We start from the raw sequence: 20,333 nt of genomic DNA on the forward strand, positions 1-20,333 counted from the left end.
AGGAATGACACAAACGGTCGATCGGAATGAGGGTCAGAAAGTCCGGTACATTATTTGTACCATGTTTCTAGCATGAAACATTAATGGATGATTTACACTATTAAACAAGGCAAAGACATTATTACTATCTGAATGCACAATTGCGCTCCGCAAAGTCAATTTTGAAACAGCGGCAAATAGAATTAGAAGCCGCTCAATCTTTGGGGAAAAAGGGCTTTCAATCCCAATCGGCTTTGGCGCAAGCGGATGCTAATGTTGAGTTAGCAAAAGCGGAAATTGAACGATTGGAATTGGCAATCACTAAAACCACCATTGTTGCGCCTTTCGATGGTGTCTTAAACCGTCGTGAAGTCGAAGTGGGAGATTTACTCAGAGATGGCGACACTATAGCTACTGTTATTGATTTAGATCCTCTAATTATTTCAGCTGATGTGACAGAAAACTGGATTCAGAAAATTTATCTTGGTCAACCTGCCCACGGCAGGCTTACCACTGAACAGACTGTGGCAGGAAAAATTCGTTATATCTCCAGTGTTTCAAACCAAGGTACTAATACCTTCAATTTGGAAGTTGCAGTACCTAATCCCGAAAGGACTCTGTTAGCTGGAATGAGTACTGAATTGAAAATTCCACTGCGCCAAGAGCGTGCTATCAAAATTACACCAGCGGTAATGGCCTTGGATGAAGAAGGTAACTTAGGCGTGAAAATTGTGGAAGGTGAAACCGTTAAATTTGTTCCCATCGATATTGTTAAAAGTGACAGTCAAGGGGTATGGCTAACGGGGTTAGGTGAGCAAGCGCGGATTATTACCCGTGGACAGGGGTTTGTCCGTGATGGTGATAAAGTGGAAATTGTCGAAGATTCGACATCAGAAAAGTAGCATTACTATCTTCCTATGAAAAATATTATAACCGCTTCAATCGACCATACGCGCACTGTATTAATGATCTTTGTGTTATTGATAGTTTCAGGTGCAGTAACCTATTTAAATATTCCCAAAGAATCGAATCCAGATGTTCCGATTCCATTTATTTACGTTTCCATTGTCCATGATGGTATTGCTCCTGAGGATGCAGAGAGGATGCTTGTTAAGCCAATGGAAAGGGAGCTGCGATCCATCGATGGCCTAAAAGAAATGAAAGCGACTGCGGGCGAAGGGTTTGCTAGTCTCACCATGGAGTTTGTGGCGGGCTTTGACTCAAAAGAAGCGCTGGCTGATGTGCGTGATAAAGTCACGGTCGCGCGGGCTAAATTGCCTGATGAAACCGAAGAACCCACGATTCATGAAATTACCATGGCAGGTCAACAGGCTGTATTAACGGTGGTTTTGTCAGGGCCCGTGTCAGAAAGAGCGCTAATTACAACTGCCCGAGAGTTACAAAATGGACTCGAAGGCATATCTGAAGTACTCGAAGTCGACATCGGCGGTGACCGTGAAGATTTAGTCGAAATTATTGTCGACCCATTGTTATTAGAGTCCTACGGACTTGATCAAAGTGAAATTTTAACCCTTCTATCACGAAATAATCGCCTTGTCCCTGCCGGCACTATGGATACTGGTGTTGGCAGTTTCGCGGTAAAAGTGCCGTCGGTTTTCGAAACAGTAGCGGATGTATTAGAGCAACCCATTAAAGTGGATGGTGACAGAGTGATCACTTTTGAAGATGTTGCTCAGGTACGACGATCTTATAAAGACCCGTCTGGTTTTGCACGTCTAAACTCTCATCCTTCAGTGTCAGTTGAAGTAAAAAAACGCCCTGGTGAAAACTTACTTATCACCGTTGAAAAAGTAAAAGCATTTGTTGAGCAAGCTCAAGGTTCTTCGGTTTGGCCAAACAGCGTGTCTGTGACATACACAGGTGATCAGTCAATAAATATAAATATGATGCTGGGCGACTTACAGAACAATGTCACCAGTGCCATAATCTTGGTGGCTATCGTCATTGTCGCTATATTAGGAGTGCGCACTGCAACCCTAGTTGGGGTATCTATTCCTGGGTCATTTTTAACCGGTATTCTAGTGATTTCCTTGTTTGGCTATACCATGAATATGGTTGTGTTGTTTTCACTGATCATGGCCGTGGGGATGTTAGTTGACGGCGCCATTGTGGTAACTGAGTTTGCCGATCGATGTATGAGTGAAGGTCAAGATAAGAGAACCGCATACAAAAATGCTGCGCAACGAATGGCTTGGCCGATTATTGCCTCTACAGCCACTACTTTGGCTGCATTTGCGCCGCTTATGTTTTGGCCAGGCATGATGGGGGAATTTATGAAATATTTACCCTTTACGTTGATTGCCGTTTTAACTGCTTCCCTGTTAATGGCATTGGTGTTTGTTCCAACGCTGGGGGCGGCTTTCGGTAAACCTAGATACATCAGTAGCAAAACCAAACAACAACTTGAGCAAGCTGAAAACGGCGATATTTATTCCCTTGAAGGATACACAGGTCGTTATATACGCTTCCTATCCTTGGCGATTGCGCACCCTTTAAAAAGTTTAGCAATTGCAGTTGTTTTTGCTGTGATCACTTTTACGCTTTATGCATCGTCTGGTTTAGGTGTGGAGTTTTTTCCAAAAGCAGATTCCCAGGGCGTGAATATTACTGTGAGGTCCATTGGAGATTATTCAGTCTACGAAAAAGACAATATTATTAAAGAAGTGGAAGCAGAGTTAATTGATATGCCAGAAATAGAAACCTTGTATTCGCGTTCTGGTGGGCAAGATCAAATAGGTACCTTAAGGTTGAATCTCGTTGATTGGCATTTAAGACCGCATTCAGATGAGGTTTTAAAAGACGTTGAAAACCGCATCGGTAATATGCCTGGATTGGATATTGAAGTTACTCCTGATCAAGAAGGACCTCAATCTGGTAAGGATTTACAAATAGAGATTTCCTCTCGTTTTCCGGAACTTCTAAATGAAGCGGCATTAAAAATTCGTAAAGCGTTAGATGCAAACGATAAATTTACCTCCATTGGTGATACTGCCTCAAAACCGGGTATTGAGTGGCAATTAAAGGTGAACCGGAGTGATGCTGCTCGATTTGGCGCTGACGCAACCTTAGTGGGGAATACGGTGCAATTCGTGACTACGGGGTTACGGATCGGAGAGTATCGACCCGATGATGTGGATGATGAGTTAGATATTCGAGTGAGATTTCCAAGTACCGATAGATACATTGGAAAACTTGATGAATTGAGACTTAAAACCGCTAATGGTTTAGTGCCCATTAGTAATTTTGTTGAGCGTACTGCCAAATTGAAAACCGACTTGATACGACATGTTGACAGTAAACGAGTGCTGCGAGTCGAAGCTAATATGGTTCCAGGTGAGTTGTTAAGCATTGCCCTTCCTGAGCTAAAGCAACAATTACCGACGCTGAATTTAGATCCCAGAGTTGAAATTACTATCAAAGGTCAAAATGAGCAACAAGACGAATCTCAAGCTTTTTTACTTAATGCCTTTTTGATCGCGTTATTTGTTATGGCTATTATTTTAGTGACTCAGTTTAATAGTTTTTATCAAGCCTTCTTAATTTTAAGTGCAGTCCTGTTTTCCATTGTTGGCGTAGTGCTGGGATTACTTATATTCCAAAAACCGTTTAGCATCGTCATGTCAGGTGTGGGGGTTATCGCCTTAGCCGGCATAGTGGTCAATAATAATATTGTACTAATTGATACATACAATATTTTAAAAAGTGAAGGGCTAAAAAGCACCGAGGCAATCTTGCGCACAGGTGCGCAACGATTGCGTCCTGTTATGCTAACCACTGTAACCACTATTTTAGGTTTATTACCTATGGTGCTTGGCATCAATATTGATTTTATTGGGCGCAATGTTGATATAGGTGGACCTTCAACCGAATATTGGTCTCAGTTAGCCACAGCGGTTGCTGGTGGCTTAGCTTTTGCCACAGTACTAACTCTGGTGCTTACCCCGTGCATGTTAGCGTTTAAGGATAATCTGCACTTATCTTCTGACAAGTAGTCGAATTTAAAAGGCAAAAAAGGTTAAGTGGGAGAGGGAAAAATAGGCTTTAGATAAAACAAGTGAGGTGTGTCACCTCACTTGTATATTGGTTTTTACCGTGTCACTGTTAGTTTAATTTAGACCGATTTCTTTCTTTAAGCTCACTGTCAAATACGTCAGGAAAAACTACAATCCCTTCTTCATCTGGGTTTGGGAATACTGCGATATTGACCCCGTCCCCTTCTAGACCTCTTGTCCAGCGTTCAAACCAGTCTGATAGGGTTATTGCCTTAGGCGTGCAGTCAGCCCAATCACCCGTTGCCCAATATTTAGCAAATTCTTCAGATGGCCAAACTGGTACACAGTCTTCATCTTCACTATTTAGCATCACGCAACCATGCTCGTCGGTGAGGATCCAAATCTTTTGGTGGATAGTTGCCTGAGTTAATAAGTAGGCATGGCGTTTTTCTGGAGACAGTTGAATAACATCGTGAAATTGCGAAGACATAAATGTTTCCTTATTTGAAGCAGAAGTTAGGTACAAGAAAAATCCATATTGATGTTAAAAAAGTTAAAACACGTATTTGAAAAATTATGAATTAAGTAACACTATGAACATGCAAAGACTTATATCACTAAAACCTATATTGATACTAGTATTTAGGCAGGGATTTATGTGTCTAGATGCCAACTATTTTAGATACTCAAGGTAAGGTGAGATGTGCTTTCATCATTTATTGAAGGTAGATTTTTTATGGGCTAGCCATTATCCAATATTTTAAGTCAACTGATAGAGGGTGGGTACTTACTTACATTACTGATTCACTGCCTACTTTCGTTTGTGTTTTCGTCCTGCTCCCCAACCAATTATGCCAGCACCAATAATTGCGCCTAACCAGGCAAACGGCATAATTTGCGGATTCAGTTCTTTAGCAAACACAATAGTGAGCATTGACGATGCACATAATATCCAGCCGAATAGCTCTATTTTATTGAAATATTTTGTGACGAAGTTAGATTTACTTTCTGGTGAAGGTGGCATTCAAGTTTCTTTATTTGCTATTAACTGTTGATTGTAGCTGGGAATATGCCATATTTTGGTCTTACAATAACGCTTTTTACTTGATTAATTTTAGGCTACGCAACAATTATTACGACCTAAACCTTTCGCTTGATACATTGCACGATCTGCTCGGCCTAGCCATTCAAAGGCGGTTTCATGAGGGCTATATTTAGCTGTTCCTATTGAAATAGTGATTTTATGCTCTGCTAACCAACCTTCTTTTTCAATGGCTAAACGGAGTTCCTCGGCTAATGTAATAGCTTCTTTCAGGGGAGTGTTGTCTGCAATAACCACAAACTCTTCCCCTCCAAACCGATATAAATCATGGGATGAACGGATACTATTTTCTAACGTTTCTACAAATACTCTTAAAATATCGTCACCTTTAGCATGACCATAGGCATCGTTAACCTTTTTAAAGTTATCTAGGTCCATCAAAATTAGCGAGACGGGTGAGTTATGCTCTTTTCTCTGCAAAGCAATGACTTCCAGCATTTTTTGCTCCATAGCGCGTCTATTACCAGCACCTGTTAACGGATCACAGGTTGCCAATTCTGTTAATTGTTGTTGCTGTTTTCGCATTCTATCTGAAAATGCATAACTGAATAGCAAAGTCGCTATGGCCGTCACATAAAACTCTAATGCCAAAAACACAGTCAACTGCTCTCGCAGCACATATCCTATAGAGAAAAGAATTAACATACTGTAAATAGCAGCCATGTTAGCTGGAAGCAGGAAAAACACAGCAGTGAGTGCTGGAAAGATCCACATTAATTGGCTAATACCTTTGAGCAATATAGTAACAAAGACAACGAACATGGATACAAACGCAAGAATACGGCCAGGTAATTGGGTATTATGGGTGCGGTAAACATAAATAAATAGAGAGCCTAAAGCTAAAACTGCAAATAAGTCTAAACATGCAACCGCCCAGTCTGATTCTAAAAAACGATAGATAGCAAAGGGCAATACGCCGATGGAGCTTGCGCCGCTAAGTGTTAGAATTATGCTCTCTTCTGCACTTCGCTTTTTGATGGGGGCTGAATGCGTAATCATAATATTTGCATCTTCCGTGATACGTTTACCATTTAATTATTCTTTGTGAATATTTAGCACAGCATATCAAAGTCTACAGATTCTACTTATGATTATTTACACTAATACAAATATCTTTAATAACCTTAAATAGTAGTTATCTTACGCCTAAAAAAGAGTTAACTGGCTTATTAGTATCCCTTTTTCCAATCGACCAAATGCATTAGAGTTTGTTTGTTTTGAAATAATCGAAAATTCTCTAGAAAAATGTTGCTGATTTCCTTTGGCTTTGAAATTGCAGCTGTATGCTGGGAGATATATAGGTTATTTAAACTCCAAAAAGGGTGGCCTTTAGGTAAGGGTTCTTCAGTAAAAACGTCTAAAACTGCGGCTTGCAATTGATTTTGCGAAAGCGCATGAAGCAAGGCCTTTTCATCAATGACTTGACCTCTGCCTGCATTAATTAAGATGCATTGCTCATTTAACTGAGATAAAAATCGTTGATCGATTATCTTGTCAGTTTCATTTGTGTGGGGCAATAAAACCACTAGGTAGTCTAAACGATGGGCGAAGCTTGCGAGTTGTGAAAGCCCATAAAACTGATCGACGCAATCTAATTTTCGCGCGCTTTTTGCGACACCAATAACTTCCATCTGAAAGTGCTTTGCTGTTTTAGCAACTTCCACTCCAATTGATCCCATACCTAATATACCTAGGGTTTTTCCTTGTAACTGGGAGCAACTCGGCTGCGACCAATTTTGCTGCGATTGCAGTTCGTTGAAGGTTTGAATTTTCCTAGAAAAATACAACAAATAACTGAAGACATATTCGCGCATTTGTGACCCAAAACAATTTTTAATGCCAGTTAATTTAAAATTATGAGGTGCCGAATCCACAAAAGGTTTAATCCCTGCCCAAGTCGACTGAACCCACTTAACGTTTGGGCAGTAAGGAAGTGCGCTAATACATAACTCAGGTTCGCCAAGCAACACATCAACCTCTTGCCCATTGATTATTGACCCAGGAGATTTAGGGCTAATTTGAATCTTGAGGTTCGCTATTTTTGCCTGTTCAATTTGCTCTATATAATCAAGTGCGTCTCGGCTACATATCAATAAATTAGTCACATTGAAGTCCTACAGTAAACTTAACTTTCCTATTTAAATACAATTTATTTGAAATTATATTTGGTTGTTTTGTTATTTTTCCGAATAAAATTACCTGGTATGTTTTTAATCGAAATGAAATACAGTCAGGTGGCCTGTTAAATATAAGGTAACTTTATGAATAATGAGCAACAAGCTAACCAAGTTAAATTACTTTCTCCAAAACGTAATACCACTGAAGCAGCCAGTATTGATGAACTGGCTTATGAGCAGTTGGCACACTTTGGTATTGAAGCAAGCTCCGACTATGGTAAAGCATTGTTTGCTGTGGCTAAACACCTTTACTTAGCGCAACTTGATGTAAACAATCTTTGGAAAATTACTAATGAAACCCTAGATGGTTTGAGCAGAGAAAATAAATTGGCATATTTTAATGCGAAAAAGTTTCTTTCTTTTCAAATTGCTAAAATCTTAGACACTTTACAGAATCCGTTCAGGGCAACTTATCAGAGTATGGCCCACCAATCTGGTTCTCAGGTTTGCAAAAGTCATTATCCCCTGTTTGATAATATTCCCGCGTTGTTTTCAGCTACACCTGTTATTGTTCGCACAGCCACTTATGTTTATGCTTGCACAGAGTGGGTAGATGATGCCTTTCACGGCAAAGAGTTTACTCACCAAATATATTCAAGGTTACTTAATCCTACCAACATTTCCCTGGCAAATGCGATTGTAGATTTAGAAGCTGGACCCTATTCTGCAGACTACTTAGCATGGAACTTTAACTCAGGGATGGCTGCAATTGATGCGCTACTTTGCAACGTACTTTCCCATTCTGATGTACTGATTGTTTCACGCAACGTGTATGGCGGTGTTTACCAATTGTTATATGATTATTTCGCGCGAGAAAATCGATTGAATATTCAGCTTGAGTGGTTCGATGGATATAGCGCTACGGCGTTTTCTGATTTTATGCGGCAAGTTAAAAATAAGCATGCTGCTAGATTAACAAAGCATAATTTGCATGTGTATTTGGAATCACCTTGCAACCCTCATGGTTTCATTTTGGATGTTGCGGGAATTTGTGAAATTGCCCATAGCAATAACCATCTGGTAATGCTAGATGCAACCCTAGCAACGCCTATATTGCACCAACCTTTGCAACAAAAAGATAAATCTCTAAGACCTGATTATGTAGTACACAGCTACACTAAGGATATTTGCGGAACCGGTGCCACTACTGCAGGCGTGGTGATTGGCGAAGGCTTTCGTATGTTTCAGCCAAAAGGAAGTTGTGTTGATGGTTTCGACTGGTCGCAAACAATGTTTTGGGATGTGTACTACATCAAAGGTGCTTTTCTTGATTCGGAAAAAGCTTTTGACGTTTTAAGTGGTATGAAAACTCTAGAGCAAAGAATTATGAATAAAGTGATTAATACTCGAGTGTTTAGTCAGTTTTTAGCTGCTCACCCATTGTTCAATGTAAATAGTCATGGGTTACCTAACCATCCCAATGCCGAATTACGAGAGCAGCAAATGCGACATGGTTGGCCGTGCGCACTGTTTACCATTGATCTTGAAAAAGCCGGCTTACCGAGAGACGTTTTTGTGCGCTTCTTTGATGCATTGGAGCCGGCTTTTAGTCATCAGGTGAGTATTGGGCAAAATAACACCATTATTTTGTGCCCCGCATTAACTTCCCATTCCGAGTTATCTGTAAAGGAGCAACAAAAAGGTGGAATTCACCCCACCACCATGCGGATCGCAATGGGAACAGACAACGTAAAAGCACTCATTGCCCACTTAATAAATACGGCAAAACTGCATATCGATCCCTGTGTTGCCAATTTTAGTCAGCAATTTATGAGTGCAGACAAAATCGATGAGTTGTATTTACAAATAAGTTCACATGTTTGTCAGCAACACTTTGCTTCTGGCCCCAAAATGCAACAGCTAATCGATTAATAACACCAAGTGGTGCAGATGACGAATGGTCGGATAGGATAACCAATGGTTAAGTTGGCGAATTGTGTTATCTCTGGTGATTGACGTTAGGCAGAGTATGACTGATTTGATGATCATAAACTAAGGCCGTTTCCACATGGTTGACTTCTTGTCTTGCGGTAATGGCATTAAATACGAAGTCTCTGAGGTGAATGGAATCGACAACAGTGACGTGTACAAAAAAGTCATTCTCCCCTCCCATATGAAATACACTCAATACTTCATTCATGGGTAACAGCGATTTTTGGAAGTTATCTACCGTTGCTCGATTATGGTCTTTTAAACGCACTGATATCATCGCTTGAATATGGCCGCCAAGGGCTTGTAGGTTTACCTGCATATTCAGTGTTTCGATGATGCCATCTGACTGTAGTTTTTTAATCCTTTCCAAGCTTGAAGAGGGAGCTAACTTAACTTTCATGGCAATATCTTTATTGCTTAAACTGGGGTCAGCAAACATGACGGCTAAGATCTCTAAGTCTATTTTATCTAAAACTCGTTTTAAATTTTTCACGTTATATTTTCAATCTTATTGAGTATTGTTGCGCCACAAAAACGTTTAACCGGCAGGAAAATAGCCCCCTAGCACCGCAGGACGGCTGGCACCAGTAACCGACGGTAAATTTCCTGGCATATCTTGATTGAAGGCATATGCAAGCCAAGCAAATGCCACCGCCTCTACACTATCTGGGGAAATGCCCAACATATCTGTTGTGTGTAAGTCGCACTCTACAAGTTCGTTCTCCAAGCATTCCATCAAGAAATCATTTTTTGCCCCACCACCACATACAAAGACTTCTTCCACACCATCAAGTTGGTTAATTTGTTGTGCGATGGAACAGGCTGTTAACATTGAAAGGGTGGCTTGCACGCTTTCTTTGGAAACCTCATTTGGGAAATCAATCAGATGTTTCTCTAACCATTGTAGATGAAATAATTCTCTACCTGTGCTCTTCGGGGCTGGAAGACCGAAAAAAGGCTCTTTGAGTAGTTGCTGTAACAACTGTGAATCATGACATCCTTGGGCAGCCCAAGCACCGTTTGCATCATAAGCCTTATTAAGGTGCTTTTGGCACCAAGCGTCCATCAAGGTATTGCCAGGACCAGTATCAAAACCTAACACTGACTGTTTGGCATCACTTGGAATATACGTAATGTTAGCAATCCCGCCAATATTTAAAATAACTCTAGAATGGTGAGAGTGACGAAATACGGCTTGATGAAATGCGGGTGTTAATGGCGCACCTTGCCCTCCCAATGCGATGTCTTTGCGTCTAAAGTCGGCGATGACATCAATACCTGTCAAAATGGCTATGCTATTGGGATCGCCGATTTGTAAAGTAAAACCGTTGTCACCCGTTGGGTGATGACGAATTGTTTGCCCGTGGGAGCCAATCGCGGCGATTTTGGATGCAGAGATTTCGTTTTTCAACAAAATATCGTTTACAGCGCTGGCGAAGACTCTGGCAACTTCTCGGTCAGCATGGCCCATGGTCACGACTTCGTTGTCAGAATTGGCGCATAATGAGTTCAATGTACGCGCCAGTTCAGGGGGATAGTCATAGGTTTGACAATCTATGATAGTGGGTTTAATTTTGGAAAAATCTACTAGTGCTACATCAACACCATCCATACTGGTGCCAGACATCAAGCCTACATAAAGGTTTGACATAGTGCTCCTAATGCTAACTAACGGTTCATTGCAAGCATAATTCGTTTTGTGTTGTTAAGCTGACTAACACGTTTTTCAGCAATTTTTGCAAATTGCGCCGCTTCAGATTTTGCAATGGGTTGTGCTTTTGGCAATGTCACGGTGCGCGGGTTGCGATGCACCCCGTCCACCAAAAATTCATAATGTAAATGCGGACCTGAGGCTAACCCAGTAGAACCGACGTAACCAATTACCTGTCCTTGCTTCACCGTTTGACCTTTCTTCACTGCGCGTTTAGTAAAGTGTAGGTATTTGGTCACATACTTTTCCCCGTGTTGAATAAACACATGGTTGCCATTGTATTTGTCATAAGTTGAACGAATAACTTTACCGTCACCCGCTGCAATCACTGGCGTCCCTTTATTGGCGGCATAATCTACGCCTCTGTGAGCCTTCCAGCGCTTTTGAACAGGGTGGAAGCGTCTTTTCTTAAAGCTTGAACTAATATATTTAAAATTAACGGGAGCACGCAAAAAGCTCTTGCGCATACTTCTTCCTTCAGGCGTGTAATAGTTACCATCGTCATATAAGATTGCGGTAAATGCTTCACCTTGATTAATAAACTCTGCAGCCACTATTTTGCCGCTTTCTACATACTCACCATCGATAAAATGTTCTTCGAAAACGACATTAAATGTGTCGCCTTCACGCAATCCTAATGCGAAGTCGATGTCCCAACCAAAAATACCTGCCAAGCTCATGATATGTTTTTCTGACAAATTTGCTTTAACTGCAGCGTTCCAAAAGTTGTTTTTTATTTCACCTTGAGCGTAGTTTAATCGGGTATCTACTTGCTTAGTATCAATGCTACTGGCAAAGCTATTGGCTTCTTGTCGTTTGATATATAAGGTTTGTGTAGAAGACAGCTCGTAACCTAAAGATTCAAGCTTTCCTTGGTCATCAATCAATAATTGCAAACTTTGACCCGGACGCATTTTGAGTAGTCTTTTGGCATCTTTTCCGGCATTACTGACATAATAGGTTTCTTGCGGAGTGAGATTAGCACGTTTAAATATATTAGCTAAGGTATCGCCTTTTTTGATTTTAAATGTTTGCCACTGTAAAGGTTCGTCATCTAACGCATCTGCCAATTGTTCTGGGGTATCAATAGTGAGCGGCACGTCATAACGTTTGCCAACTTCCAATATTTGACTGTTTTTGGATGCTTTAGCGGATTCAGTCGGAATGAACAACAAGAGTAAGAAAAATAACGCAAAGCCAGATAATAAGGCTTTGTGTTTGGTGGGTAGGCGTTTTAAAGTTCTTTGTACCACTGTAACGAATATCTCTGAAATTAGTCGGCTAAATTGAGAATATAACGATTTTAGTTACTTTTCTAGTTTGAGGTCAAAAAATAACCAGTTATATGAGCATGTTACAGGATACATGATTATACAAAAATATACAGAATTCCTTTCACTATCGACTCTGCATGGGTAAAATGCGCGGCTGATAAAAACTAATGTGTGAAAATTGAGGTAGCAAAATGACAAATTGGCAGGACGCAATTCGTGAGATTAAGCGCGGAGCGGACGAAATTTTGATCGAAGAAGAACTCATTGCCAAGTTAAAAGAGGGCAAACCTCTAAAAATTAAAGCTGGCTTTGATCCTACAGCACCAGATTTGCACTTAGGTCACACCGTTTTAATCAATAAACTGCGGACATTTCAAGAGCTAGGCCATGAAATAATATTCTTGATCGGTGATTTTACCGGAATGATAGGTGACCCAACAGGTAAAAATGTAACCAGAAAGCCGTTGAGTCGAGAAGATATTATTGCCAACGCAGAAACCTATAAAGAGCAGGTGTTTAAAATTCTCGATCCTGAAAAAACCACTGTACGATTTAATTCCGAGTGGATGGATAATTTGGGAGCCGCTGGTCTGATTAAGTTGGCCGCAAGACAAACTGTTGCGCGAATGTTGGAAAGGGATGATTTCAAAAAGCGTTATAACAATGGTCAAGCCATCGCGATTCATGAATTTCTATACCCGTTAGTACAAGGTTGGGATTCAGTGGCATTGCAGTCTGACGTGGAACTTGGTGGTACCGACCAACGCTTTAATTTGTTAATGGGGCGGGAGCTGCAAAAAGCCGAAGGTCAATCTCAACAGACAGTGCTGATGATGCCGTTACTTGAAGGTTTGGATGGCGTGCAAAAAATGTCTAAGTCACTGGGTAACTACATCGGAATTACGGATGCGCCTAACGATATGTTTGGCAAGATTATGTCTATTTCCGACGAACTTATGTGGCGTTATTTCGATTTGCTAAGTTTTAGACCGCTTACGGACATTGCACAACTCAAAGAATCGGTTAATGACGGAGCTAATCCAAGAGATATAAAAATTGAATTAGCGAAAGAGATTATAGCCCGATTCCATTCACAGGAAGCTGCAGAGGGGGCCCATCAAGATTTTATTCAGCGTTTCCAAAAAAATGCAATTCCAGATGATATTCCTGAAGTTGAAGTGGCCGCAGAGGGGGATGGAATGCCTATTGCCAATCTACTAAAAGAAGCTAATTTAGTTGGTTCAACGTCGGAGGCCATGCGCATGATAAAACAAGGCGCAGTTAAAATTGATGGTAATAAAGTTGACGACACTCGCCAATTAATTGCGCGCAACAGCGAAGGCGTGTATCAGGTGGGTAAACGCAAATTCGCTAAGGTTAAACTGGCTTAAAAATTAGCGGGTTCAAGCCTAGTATCAACGAGCCATTGTCGACTCACCAGTAACTTGAATGCCTTCTGGTTACTGGTGAGTGCTTAGTTGTTTTAATCTCGAAGTGAAGCTAAAGCATAATAAGCGCCTAAACCAAGCCGACGAAATCGTGCCAATGGAAACCTTGGAAGTTGACTCTGCCAAAAAGGCAAATCTGGTAGACTCTCCGGTTCACAAATACTTTGGGCTAACCGTTTGCCTGCCAATGTAGAAAAAGCCAGTCCAGAGCCGCAGTAGCCCATTGAATAGTAAACACCTTTATCGTCACTGTGATTTATTCTAGGGTAATTATCGTAGGTGGCACTTATCCAGCCACTCCAAAAGTGTTCAACCTCAATAGCATTTAGCTCCGGGAAGGTGTCTTTAAGCCCTGCCAACAGGCGCATCTTAAAGCTAGCGTTATTTGCATTCTTACCTTGAATTGCCCCTCGGCCACCAAACAGAATTCTATTGTCGGGTAACAGTCGATAGTAGTATTTCATTCTTCGAGTATCCATTGCCATCAAGCCAGATTTTAGGCCAATACTGCGAAGTTCACTGTCGGTTAGCGGGCGAGTGACAATAATGCTTGAAAGGACAGGGAAATGGCGTTGATTGACCAGTTTATGCATATTGGTGCCTGTATAGCCATTAGTGGCGATAACCACCTTGTCAGCAGTTACTCGGCCATTTTGAGTATATAGACAGTGATGATTCGATTTCTGCTGCCATCTTTTTACTGGGGAATTTGAAAACACTTTGACTCCAGCCTGGCTCGCCATTTCGTAATAGCCTAAGACCAACTTCATTGGGTTAACCGCAAAACTTTGGTCGAAGTAGATGCCACCATACATGTTGGCACTTCTCAAGAATGAGTTGCTAACATCTTGGCTACAAATAAACTTAACCGACTCACCATAGCGTTGTTGTAATTTATCTGCTTGTTTCCTTAATAATTCGACTTTGGCTCTTTTATGGGCGAGCTTGAGATATCCGCCTGGGGTTTTGTCACAGTCAATATTTCCCTGTTCAATAAGGTCATTAACCGTATCAATAGATTTCATATATTCTTGGAAGACACCTTGAGCTGTTGATTCACCCCATTTTTCTTCCATATCGAATAGAGATAACCTCCCTGTGCCGGGTAACACAAACCCCGCATTGCGGCCACTGCATCCCCAGCCAGGATCATTTGCGTCAATGACTACCACTGATTTCCCATAATTTTTGGCTAAGTGATAAGCACAGGAAAGGCCGGTGTATCCAGCACCAATAACTGCAACGTCAGCCTGTATATCATTGACTAAAGATGTAGTTTCTGGAAATTTTTCGATACTGTTTGCCCAATATGAATCTGGGTACTGTTGATAAGATTTTGGATAGGGTTCAACGATGGGATCATACATATTCAATTAAATACTTATTGTTATCTGTCGTTTACAGAAATTGAGTTACATACTACTAAGGGGAACACGAACATTTAGATCAATGCTTAGGTCAGATAAAGACCTGTTAGTAAACTCAAAAATAAAAGTGCTAGAACGTTAAAAGCATTTCAGCTGCGACACATTCACAATTTTGTTTGCAAACCGGACAAATATAACCATCTTCAATATAACTAGAATGCCATTTTCCCGGATGCCGCTTGATTAGCTTTCCACCACATTTAGAAAAATACCTAAATGCGCTATTCCCTGGGCTTGCTAGCCAAATATGTGCCAGACCGGCCAGAGCACCTTGTTCACGAGCTTTTTCAATGGATAAAGAAAGTAATTTTGAACCAATACCTGCTCCACGGTAGCTGCTATCTACGGTATTGCACTTAAAATAACAAACTTGCTTAGTAGCAATATTCCAGTGTTGCGGAGTACACCATTTATCGGGATGCCAATTATTTGCAGCAATTGTTAGTCTAAAGCCAATGAGCTTGTCTCCTTTTAGAGACACAAAGCTGGCATTGATATTATTTTGAGAGGATTGAGTGAAGAGGCGTTCCAAATCCCTCTCATTAAGGTAATTATCTCCATGAACATCATTTCCCAATGCAAGCACTCGCTGGAAGTGGGAGGGGTTCAATGAGCAATATTGAATGTCCCGATTACTTACTGGCTTCACTGCTAGACTCAAATTGTGCCAAAACTGATTGAACGAAACTAACACACTGCTGATAATCGTCGAAAATTCTTTCGTCTAGAGACGCTGGGTTTTTTGCGTCGCTTCGTATGCGTCTCATTTGTTCCCTCGACAAAGCTGTGCCCATGCAATAAGCATCTACTACGCAACCTGCTTTTTCTGTCTTCTGATGAGTCAGGTGGACGACACCAGTCGCATCATCGGTATAGGCTTGACACGCTGAAAAGTCGCCTACGTATGCAAAATACTTATCTGCTATGGAGTGTAGAATTTGGGTTAGATCGCGGTCGTATTGGGTGGCTAATTGAATTCCGATTGAGCCCGTTACCACGCCAGTTAATATCCTATTGCTATAGGATAAACTATAACTCGCATATCTATCTCTTCCTGAGTATACCGACATCATTTCTCTTTGGGGTTTAAGTGTTAAGTTTCAGATTTCAGTATATTAATAATAGCACTTAACCAGAATTTTCAAATAGCATATAGGAGGGATTAGACTAAAGTTGGCTGCTGACTGACTGTTATTCAGTGTTGCAAATAACAGTCAGTAAGTACTGGGCTTTGAAGATAGAAGTTCGAAACTGGAGTTAATAGCGATAAGCGTCGGTTTTAAAAGGCCCTTCGATGGGCACGCTAATATAATCTGCTTGCTGCTCGGTTAATTTAGTGATTACTCCACCAAAACCTTCCACCATATATCTAGCGACTTCTTCATCTAAATGTTTGGGCAGCACTTCTACCCGCAATAATTGAGCTTTTTGTGTATCATCAAGGTCTGCGTATCCTTGCTCATACAATAGAATTTGGGCTAGCACTTGGTTCGCAAAAGAGCCGTCCATTATACGAGAAGGGTGCCCGGTAGCATTACCTAAATTAACTAATCGGCCTTCAGATAATAAAATGAGATGATCTTGTTCATCCTCGCTTCTATAGACTTTATGAACTTGGGGTTTGATCTCATCCCAACGCCAATTTTTACGCATGAAAGCAGTATCTATTTCATTATCAAAATGACCAATATTACACACCACTGCGCCGCACTTAAGAGACCGGAGAATATTTGCATCACATACGTTTACATTACCTGTGGTGGTTACCACTAAATCGATGTTACTGAGTAAGGAAGAATTAACATCTTCAATCTTGCCGCTATTGTTGCCGTCAACATAAGGGGATACAAGCTCAAAACCATCCATACACGCTTGCATGGCGCAAATCGGATCAATTTCCGAGATCCGCACTATCATTCCTTCTTGTCGAAGTGATTGTGCTGAACCCTTACCGACATCACCATAGCCAATTACAAGGGCCTTCTTACCTGCCATTAAATGGTCTATTGCGCGTTTTATGGCATCATTGAGACTATGCCGACAACCGTATTTATTGTCATTCTTAGATTTAGTGACAGAATCATTAACATTGATTGCTGGGACTTTTAAGCTACCTGCTTCTAACATTTCTAATAAGCGGTGAACGCCAGTAGTGGTTTCTTCAGTGATGCCATGGACCTTGTTTAACACTTCAGGGTAATTGTCATGGAGCATTTGAGTTAAATCCCCACCATCATCCAAAACCATATTCGCATCCCATGGTTCTCCATCTTTTAAGATAGTTTGCTCTAGACACCATTCGTACTCTTCTTCGGTTTCACCTTTCCAAGCATAGACTGGCACACCTGCAGCAACAATTGCGGCAGCGGCTTGATCTTGAGTGGAAAAAATATTGCAAGATGACCAGCGGACATTCGCGCCTAAATCGACCAAGGTTTCAATCAGCACACCGGTTTGAATCGTCATGTGGATACAGCCAAGAATATTGGCTCCTTTTAACGGTTGAGAGCTTCGATACTTTTCGCGGATCTTCATCAATGCGGGCATTTCGCTTTCAGCAATGGTGAGTTCTTTGCGCCCCCAATCTGCTAAGTTAATATCTGCAACCTTATAATCGCCGGTGACCATAACATGATTTTCTTGATTCATATAAACTTCCGATTTTACTTAAGTGAAAGATAAGTCGTTTCTTGAATACAACACTAACTAAACGAATTACTGTTAGCTGTTTAATTAAACTACAAGTTGTTTAATTGTGCTAGCTCACATTAATAGAAAAGAAAATACCAAAAAGATCAGTTAAGACGATTTATAAATGATGGCCAATATTAAGGTGATTATGGTGAGGAATATAAACAACGTATAATTGATACTTTGCCAACTCCTTTGCAGATCAGCGAAGCGCACCTCTCGGCTAGCACCAACACGTGGATATCTAACTTTGGTATTGTGATAAATGGCGGGGCCACCTAATTGAATACCTAAAGCGCCACCAATCATCCCTTTAACGAAACTATTGATATGTGATTTTGAGGGAACGGATTTAACCCCTTTAAAAGCACCAACAGGGTTAGTTATCATTGAAAAAATCAGAGCAAAGATGAGCTGAGGTAGGCACACCAGCAATTGAGTTAATAATGCAATGGGCAAACCAAAGTAGCGATTTTTAGGCCGTTTCATATTCCAAACTTGATTTAATTCTATCAACATACGAACGACTAAGGCGCCTAGCCCTCCAGCTAACAAATACCAAAAAATAATAGCTAATTGCTGATATATGAATCGCTGATTCAGGGATTCAATTGCCGCTTTTGCTATCCCCATGGGCGAAAGGGTACTGGTATCTCGAAGTACAATTCCATTTAAGTGATGCCTTGCCAGATTCTTTTTCTCTGACTTTAAAGCTTTTTCAAGTCCTTTAAAATGACGTCTGATAGGTTGAAACTGAATGGCAACAAGTAACATTATGGCATCAAAAAATAGTGGGTATTGGGCCAGAAATAAGGGGATTGAAATAATCACTAAAATTGGAGCTAACAGAACGATAATTGCTAGACTGCCAGAGATACGTTGCTGCGCTGTGCTTCTAGGTGCATTAGGATTAACTCTTGCGGCTAGATTGGTTGCCATTAGCCGCAAAAGTGTCAGAGGGTGTGCTTTTTCCGGCCAAGGTATTAGCCACTCCAATAGCAAGGCGATTATGATTACCAATAAAGGTAAAAAACCAGATTGCTGAAGGGCTTCATACTCAGCCATCATCAGGGTTAACTCTGCTGCTCAGCCATTTCTGCAATCATACTCATTACTAGCTCAGCAGAATTTTTAGCGGCTTGATCAATATATGATTTAAATGAAACCGATGAAGTTTGTCCGGCAATATCTGATAACGAACGAATCACTACAAAAGGCGTATCCAGCATATAACAAGTTTGGCCGATAGCTGCGCCTTCCATTTCCACTGCTCTCATGTCAGGAAAGAGTCCTCTTAACCGTGAAGCTGCATCATCACATCCAATAAAGGAATCGCCAGTACATATTAAACCGCGCTTACTTTTAACATGTACAACGTCTTTAGCGGCGTGCTCTGCGGCCTCTATGAGGCGTTGGTCACAAGGAAAGATGGCTGGCATACCATATACCTGACCGCGTTCATAACCAAAATGAGTGAGATCGACATCATGGTGCTGAACACTGGTTCCAATAACGAGATCACCAATATTCAAATCTGTGTCAAAGCCACCTGCTGAGCCGGTGTTCACCACAAAGTCAGGGGCGAAACGATCTATCAGGATTGTTGTGGCTACGGACGCAGCTACTTTACCTATTCCACATTTTGCGACTATTACATCGACGCCATTTAATTGACCAGAATAAAAATTAAGGTGGGCGTACTCAGATACTTCTACGTTTTCAAGAGTTTCTTTTAGCAATGCTACTTCTTGATCCATAGCGCCTAGAATTGCTATTTTCATGATATTTTTAGTTAATTGAATTTGCGCGAATTTTAATATTTACCGACTCAAAATGCGAGGATTGCGGCAAGATAAAATGAAAAGAACAGGATTAGATGTTCGAAAAACGCCCTTTGATGTTGTTTTCAGCAAAGGGCGAGCAATTTATCCTAATAAGTCTCTTGTCAATTAGGCTGCGACAGGACGATTTGAGCGTATAGGTCTTTTCGGTTTATCCGCGCGAGGGTTATCTGGATTGTTGGTACCTGGTACAACAGGCTTAGGTGTTTTGCGTTGCACTGTCGCAAGCTTCGCATCTATACATTCTTTTAATTCCGCTTTTGTGTATCCCGATTTTACCTTTATACGCAAATGGGGGATTCGAGCGGCATCCAAAGCACTGGTGACATACCAATCGCGTTGGGTTTTATAACCACCTTTGCCGCCGTTGTGGACTAAATCTATTGCCATAACTGGGCTCATATCGGATTTATGGCACAATACAAAATCTAACTGACGACTTGACGCTTTGATAAGTGCATGTTTCGCGGCACGTTTGTCAGTATTTTGACGCAAAGAAACGATTTCAGACAATCTTGTTCTACACAATACCCGGTAGCGCTGGCCCATGGCGCTTTCGATTAAATCTAAAAAGCTAAGCTCAGTGTGGGTGAGTAGGGAGGCTTTTCGTTTAAATGGGAATGATAAACCATTGTCACTTAACTTAAGTGCAGCTATTGCGACTATGATTAACATCATCATTAAAATAATGGCTAGTTCCATAAGGGCTTTCCTCAATAAAAAAGACAAAAAATTGAC

At 41.0% G+C, this 20,333-nt stretch carries 18 protein-coding genes; 4 read left to right on the top strand and 14 right to left on the bottom strand.

Features of this window, described 5'->3' with window-relative positions:
* Positions 1 to 140: 140 nt before the first annotated feature.
* Together ACYVIL_RS09105 and ACYVIL_RS09110 are read left to right on the top strand one after the other, a co-directional pair.
* Entirely contained in the window at positions 141 to 881 is a 741-nt protein-coding gene (locus ACYVIL_RS09105; protein ID WP_460312266.1) for an efflux RND transporter periplasmic adaptor subunit, read from the top strand.
* A 15-nt stretch (positions 882 to 896) separates the two neighbouring features.
* Entirely contained in the window at positions 897 to 3,992 is a 3,096-nt protein-coding gene (locus ACYVIL_RS09110) for an efflux RND transporter permease subunit (RefSeq protein WP_303476018.1), read from the top strand.
* 109 nt (positions 3,993 to 4,101) lie between these two features.
* Here the strand turns inward: ACYVIL_RS09110 and ACYVIL_RS09115 are convergent, their stop codons facing one another.
* The 4 genes from ACYVIL_RS09115 to ACYVIL_RS09130 all read right to left on the bottom strand — a co-directional run bounded on the left by ACYVIL_RS09115 (position 4,102) and on the right by ACYVIL_RS09130 (position 7,199).
* On the bottom strand, positions 4,102 to 4,482 hold the full coding sequence (locus tag ACYVIL_RS09115) for a DUF2750 domain-containing protein (RefSeq protein ID WP_303476015.1): 381 nt from the start codon (positions 4,480 to 4,482) through the stop codon (positions 4,102 to 4,104).
* Between the two features lie 321 nt (positions 4,483 to 4,803).
* Positions 4,804 to 5,016: a hypothetical protein gene (locus ACYVIL_RS09120; RefSeq protein WP_303476012.1), complete on the bottom strand. Its 213-nt coding sequence runs from the start codon at positions 5,014 to 5,016 to the stop codon at positions 4,804 to 4,806.
* Between the two features lie 90 nt (positions 5,017 to 5,106).
* Positions 5,107 to 6,093, bottom strand: coding sequence for a GGDEF domain-containing protein (locus tag ACYVIL_RS09125; protein WP_460312267.1), 987 nt, complete (start codon positions 6,091 to 6,093; stop codon positions 5,107 to 5,109).
* A 170-nt stretch (positions 6,094 to 6,263) separates the two neighbouring features.
* On the bottom strand, positions 6,264 to 7,199 hold the full coding sequence (locus tag ACYVIL_RS09130; RefSeq protein ID WP_460312268.1) for a D-2-hydroxyacid dehydrogenase: 936 nt from the start codon (positions 7,197 to 7,199) through the stop codon (positions 6,264 to 6,266).
* Positions 7,200 to 7,355: 156 nt separating this feature from the next.
* Here ACYVIL_RS09130 and ACYVIL_RS09135 point away from each other — a divergent pair, with 156 nt between their 5' ends.
* Positions 7,356 to 9,143, top strand: a complete 1,788-nt coding sequence (locus ACYVIL_RS09135; protein ID WP_460312269.1) for a trans-sulfuration enzyme family protein — start codon at positions 7,356 to 7,358, stop codon at positions 9,141 to 9,143.
* Between the two features lie 67 nt (positions 9,144 to 9,210).
* Here the strand turns inward: ACYVIL_RS09135 and ACYVIL_RS09140 are convergent, their stop codons facing one another.
* Genes ACYVIL_RS09140 through ACYVIL_RS09150 form a run of 3 tightly spaced genes read right to left on the bottom strand, consistent with a single transcriptional unit; the run spans position 9,211 to position 12,167 of the window.
* A complete protein-coding gene (locus ACYVIL_RS09140; RefSeq protein WP_303476003.1) occupies positions 9,211 to 9,696 on the bottom strand; it encodes an Lrp/AsnC family transcriptional regulator in 486 nt (161 codons plus the stop codon).
* Positions 9,697 to 9,741: 45 nt separating this feature from the next.
* Positions 9,742 to 10,854 (bottom strand): anhydro-N-acetylmuramic acid kinase, encoded by a 1,113-nt coding sequence (locus tag ACYVIL_RS09145; RefSeq protein ID WP_460312270.1) that lies wholly within the window; start codon positions 10,852 to 10,854, stop codon positions 9,742 to 9,744.
* A 17-nt stretch (positions 10,855 to 10,871) separates the two neighbouring features.
* The gene (locus ACYVIL_RS09150) at positions 10,872 to 12,167 is read right to left on the bottom strand and encodes a peptidoglycan DD-metalloendopeptidase family protein (protein ID WP_460312271.1); all 1,296 of its coding nucleotides are present in this window, start codon (positions 12,165 to 12,167) and stop codon (positions 10,872 to 10,874) included.
* Between the two features lie 212 nt (positions 12,168 to 12,379).
* Between ACYVIL_RS09150 and tyrS the strand changes: the two genes are divergently transcribed.
* The gene (gene tyrS, locus ACYVIL_RS09155) at positions 12,380 to 13,579 is read left to right on the top strand and encodes a tyrosine--tRNA ligase (RefSeq protein ID WP_460312272.1); all 1,200 of its coding nucleotides are present in this window, start codon (positions 12,380 to 12,382) and stop codon (positions 13,577 to 13,579) included.
* Between the two features lie 92 nt (positions 13,580 to 13,671).
* On the opposite strand, the gene ACYVIL_RS09160 is transcribed toward tyrS, so the two are convergent.
* From ACYVIL_RS09160 to ACYVIL_RS09190, 7 genes are all read right to left on the bottom strand, one after another.
* Complete coding sequence (locus ACYVIL_RS09160; RefSeq protein ID WP_460312299.1) at positions 13,672 to 15,003, bottom strand: NAD(P)/FAD-dependent oxidoreductase; 1,332 nt, start codon at positions 15,001 to 15,003, stop codon at positions 13,672 to 13,674.
* Between the two features lie 130 nt (positions 15,004 to 15,133).
* Positions 15,134 to 15,712: a GNAT family N-acetyltransferase gene (locus ACYVIL_RS09165; RefSeq protein ID WP_460312273.1), complete on the bottom strand. Its 579-nt coding sequence runs from the start codon at positions 15,710 to 15,712 to the stop codon at positions 15,134 to 15,136.
* On the bottom strand, positions 15,696 to 16,133 hold the full coding sequence (locus tag ACYVIL_RS09170; RefSeq protein WP_303475993.1) for a hypothetical protein: 438 nt from the start codon (positions 16,131 to 16,133) through the stop codon (positions 15,696 to 15,698). The genes ACYVIL_RS09165 and ACYVIL_RS09170 overlap by 17 nt, the downstream gene beginning before the upstream one ends.
* Positions 16,134 to 16,320: 187 nt before the next feature.
* Entirely contained in the window at positions 16,321 to 17,712 is a 1,392-nt protein-coding gene (ahcY, locus tag ACYVIL_RS09175; protein ID WP_460312274.1) for an adenosylhomocysteinase, read from the bottom strand.
* A 150-nt stretch (positions 17,713 to 17,862) separates the two neighbouring features.
* On the bottom strand, positions 17,863 to 18,822 hold the full coding sequence (locus ACYVIL_RS09180; RefSeq protein ID WP_460312275.1) for a cobalamin biosynthesis protein CobD/CbiB: 960 nt from the start codon (positions 18,820 to 18,822) through the stop codon (positions 17,863 to 17,865).
* Positions 18,823 to 18,827: 5 nt separating this feature from the next.
* Positions 18,828 to 19,535: a 5'-methylthioadenosine/adenosylhomocysteine nucleosidase gene (locus tag ACYVIL_RS09185; protein WP_303475985.1), complete on the bottom strand. Its 708-nt coding sequence runs from the start codon at positions 19,533 to 19,535 to the stop codon at positions 18,828 to 18,830.
* A 168-nt stretch (positions 19,536 to 19,703) separates the two neighbouring features.
* Positions 19,704 to 20,297 (bottom strand): DUF2726 domain-containing protein, encoded by a 594-nt coding sequence (locus ACYVIL_RS09190; RefSeq protein WP_460312276.1) that lies wholly within the window; start codon positions 20,295 to 20,297, stop codon positions 19,704 to 19,706.
* Positions 20,298 to 20,333 lie beyond the last annotated feature (36 nt).

Source organism: Aliiglaciecola aliphaticivorans, from assembly GCF_054782055.1.

Bases quoted from the DNA above. Each gene is read 5' to 3' on its own strand.
- tyrS (WP_460312272.1), top strand. From the start codon at position 12,380: ATGACAAATTGGCAGGACGCAATTCGTGAGATTAAGCGCGGAGCGGAC.
- ACYVIL_RS09190 (WP_460312276.1), bottom strand. From the start codon at position 20,297: ATGGAACTAGCCATTATTTTAATGATGATGTTAATCATAGTCGCAATA.
- ACYVIL_RS09135 (WP_460312269.1), top strand. From the start codon at position 7,356: ATGAATAATGAGCAACAAGCTAACCAAGTTAAATTACTTTCTCCAAAA.
- ACYVIL_RS09170 (WP_303475993.1), bottom strand. From the start codon at position 16,133: ATGTCGGTATACTCAGGAAGAGATAGATATGCGAGTTATAGTTTATCC.
- ACYVIL_RS09125 (WP_460312267.1), bottom strand. From the start codon at position 6,093: ATGATTACGCATTCAGCCCCCATCAAAAAGCGAAGTGCAGAAGAGAGC.
- ACYVIL_RS09115 (WP_303476015.1), bottom strand. From the start codon at position 4,482: ATGTCTTCGCAATTTCACGATGTTATTCAACTGTCTCCAGAAAAACGC.
- ACYVIL_RS09180 (WP_460312275.1), bottom strand. From the start codon at position 18,822: ATGATGGCTGAGTATGAAGCCCTTCAGCAATCTGGTTTTTTACCTTTA.
- ACYVIL_RS09185 (WP_303475985.1), bottom strand. From the start codon at position 19,535: ATGAAAATAGCAATTCTAGGCGCTATGGATCAAGAAGTAGCATTGCTA.
- ACYVIL_RS09120 (WP_303476012.1), bottom strand. From the start codon at position 5,016: ATGCCACCTTCACCAGAAAGTAAATCTAACTTCGTCACAAAATATTTC.
- ACYVIL_RS09145 (WP_460312270.1), bottom strand. From the start codon at position 10,854: ATGTCAAACCTTTATGTAGGCTTGATGTCTGGCACCAGTATGGATGGT.
- ahcY (WP_460312274.1), bottom strand. From the start codon at position 17,712: ATGAATCAAGAAAATCATGTTATGGTCACCGGCGATTATAAGGTTGCA.
- ACYVIL_RS09160 (WP_460312299.1), bottom strand. From the start codon at position 15,003: ATGTATGATCCCATCGTTGAACCCTATCCAAAATCTTATCAACAGTAC.
- ACYVIL_RS09110 (WP_303476018.1), top strand. From the start codon at position 897: ATGAAAAATATTATAACCGCTTCAATCGACCATACGCGCACTGTATTA.